This window comes from Alphaproteobacteria bacterium (genome assembly GCA_017308135.1).
GTDB lineage: Bacteria > Pseudomonadota > Alphaproteobacteria > CACIAM-22H2 > CACIAM-22H2 > Tagaea.
In genome coordinates this window covers 1-2592 of sequence record JAFKFM010000005.1, presented here as the reverse complement: position 1 = coordinate 2592, position 2592 = coordinate 1, and the positions used below count along the sequence as shown (strand labels likewise).

Genomic DNA, 2592 nt, shown 5'->3' with positions numbered 1-2592 from the left:
GTGTCAACGGCGGTCGGATTCCAGGCCAGGGTGGCGGAGCAAAAGTAGGCCACTGGCGTCGTGGAGCGGCGGATATGGCAAGGGCCCCGATCGGGGCCCTTGCCATATCCGCTGCCGGGATTGATCAGGCGATGATCTCGCCGGTTTCAGGATCGGCGTTTTCGACGGCGGCCTGGGTTTCCTCCGCCGCGGCGGTGGCGCGCCGGCGGCCAGCGGATTGCCTGAGGCGGTAGCTGTCGCCGTTCATGGCCAGGATGCTGACGTGGTGGGTGAGCCGGTCGAGCAGCGCGCCGGTCAGCCGCTCCGATCCGAGGACCGAGGTCCAGTCCTCGAAGGGCAGGTTCGAGGTGACGATGGTCGAACCGCGCTCGTAGCGCTGCGAGAAGACCTCGAACAGGAGCTCGGCGCCGGTCGGCGACAGCGGCACATAGCCGAGCTCGTCGACGATCAGCAGCTTGACCGCCTGCAACTCGCGCTGGAGCCGGAGCAGACGCTTCTCGTCGCGGGCCTCGAGGAGCTGGCTGACCAGCGAAGCCGCCGTGGTGAACGCAACGGAGAAGCCCTTCTGGCAAGCGGCCAGCCCGAGCGCGAGAGCGACATGGGTCTTGCCCGTGCCGCTGTTGCCGAGTGCGATGATGTTCTCCCGGCGCAGGATGTAGCCGCATCGTGCCAGTTCCAGCACGAGCATCTTGTTGAGGCTCGGGATCGCCGTGAAGTCGAAGGTGTCGAAGCTCTTCACCGCCGGGAACCGCGCCGCCCGGATCCGCCGCTCGACCATGCGCCGTTCCCGGTCGATCAGTTCGAGCTCGACCAGCCGCAGCAGATAGCGGGGATGATCGACGCCGTCCCGGGCGCATTCCCGCGCGACCTTGTCGTATTCGCGCAGCACGGTCGGCAGCTTCAGATGCTTGAGATGATGTGCCAGCAGCACCTGCGGCGTTCCCGCGGTGGTGCCCGCCGGCATCGCCTCCTTCGCCGGGCCCATCATGCCGCGGCTCCCGGCAGGAGCACGGCATAATCGGCGGCCGAGGTCGTCTTCACCGCCGTCTTCGGCAGATGCGGATAGGCCGCCAGATTGAGGCGGGCCGGACGCCGTTCCAGGCGCGCCAGCGCGATCAGCTTCACCGCGTCGAAGCCGATCGCGCCGAGCCGGATTGCCTCACCGACGGCGAAGCTCACGACATCGCGCGGCAGGGCCTCCATCAGCCGCAGCACCTGGATGAACTCGCGCTTGCCGCGATTGCCCATCCGCGCTTCCAGCAGATGGCGCAGGTGCTGGAAGGCCTCGGGCAGGTCCCAGCCCTGCAACGCCGCCGCCTGGTCGAGCGCGTTCGGCTTTTCCTCAATCAGCGCCAGATAATGCAGCGGATCGGCGACGAACACGCCGGTCCCGTAACTGCGCGGATGCCGGGCGATCTCCTCGCCCCGGCACAGGATCACGACCTCCTCGACGAAGCCCTTAACCACCACGTCCTGGAAGCCATAGGCCGTCGGCACCGAGTAATCGTTCGACCGGTAGCGAACCAGCGCCGTCGATGAGACCCGCCCACCACGCTTCTCGCACGGCTCCAGCGGCACCGCCGGCAAGGGGCGCAGGGCCTCACAATCGGCCGAGAGACGCTCGCCGATCGTCTGCGCGTGTCGACCAGTCCGCTCGCCCTGTCGCCGGCGGCAGCGCTCGGCCAACATCGCGTTCAGCTCGGCGAAGCTCGCCGCCACCGGGATCGGCGTCAGGAAGTTCGAGCGGGCATACTTCACCAGCCCCTCGACCTTGCCCTTGTCGTTGCCCTTGCCCGGGCGGCCAAACCGATCCCGGAACAGATAGTGGCTCACCAACTCGGTGAACGCCCGCGTCCGCTCGCGCCGGCCATCGCCGCAGATCTTCGCCACCGCGATGCGCGTGTTGTCGTAGAGCACCGACAGCGGTACGCCGCCGAAGAAGCCGAACGCCGAGACGTGACCGTCCAGGAAGGCTTCCGTCGTCTCCCGCGGATAGGCCTTCACGAAGCAGGCGTCCGACTGTGGCAGGTCCAGGCAGAAGAAGTGGATCTTCTGACGCACCCCGCCGATCACCGCGGTTGCCTCGCCAAAATCCACCTGGGCGTGACCGGGTGGGTGCGCCAGCGGAACGAAGGTCTCGCGACCGCGCGCCCGGCAAAGCCGCACATGGTCCTTCACTACCGTGTAGCCGCCGGCAAAGCCGTGCTCGTCCCGCAGACGTTCGAAGATCCGCTTCGCCGTATGGCGCTGCTTCACCGGTGACGCCCGATCCCCGTCCAGGATCGCCTCGATCACCGGCAGCAGCGGACCGAGCTTCGGCTTCTCGACCGGCCTCGTGCGCGTGTAGCCCGGAGGGATCGAGAACCGGCACATCTTGGCGATCGTCTCGCGGCTCAGTCCGAACACGCGAGCCGCTTCCCGTCGGCTCTGCTTCTGGTTGAAAACGAAATCGCGAACCGCCGCGTAGACCTCCACAGCGAACATCCTCGCCGACCCCAAAGGGGCCAGCCTATCCAGTGGACGACTTTTACACCGCCCGCGCCCGCACAAGCGCCGGCGCTTCACTGGATGGTTTTCTCACCGCCGTGCACA

2 protein-coding genes are annotated in these 2592 nt (G+C 67.4%); both read right to left on the bottom strand.

Features of this window, described 5'->3' with window-relative positions; translation table 11 throughout:
- Nucleotides 1-124: 124 nt before the first annotated feature.
- Nucleotides 125-964, bottom strand: a complete 840-nt coding sequence (gene istB, locus J0H39_00240) for an IS21-like element helper ATPase IstB (protein ID MBN9495153.1) — start codon at nucleotides 962-964, stop codon at nucleotides 125-127.
- A gap of 20 nt (nucleotides 965-984) precedes the next feature.
- Nucleotides 985-2484 carry an IS21 family transposase gene (gene istA, locus J0H39_00235; protein MBN9495152.1) on the bottom strand — a complete coding sequence of 500 codons (1500 nt, stop codon included), beginning with the start codon at nucleotides 2482-2484 and terminating at the stop codon, nucleotides 985-987.
- Nucleotides 2485-2592: the final 108 nt, after the last annotated feature.

Bases quoted from the DNA above. Each gene is read 5' to 3' on its own strand.
- istB (MBN9495153.1), bottom strand. From the start codon at position 964: ATGCCGGCGGGCACCACCGCGGGAACGCCGCAGGTGCTGCTGGCACAT.
- istA (MBN9495152.1), bottom strand. From the start codon at position 2,484: ATGTTCGCTGTGGAGGTCTACGCGGCGGTTCGCGATTTCGTTTTCAAC.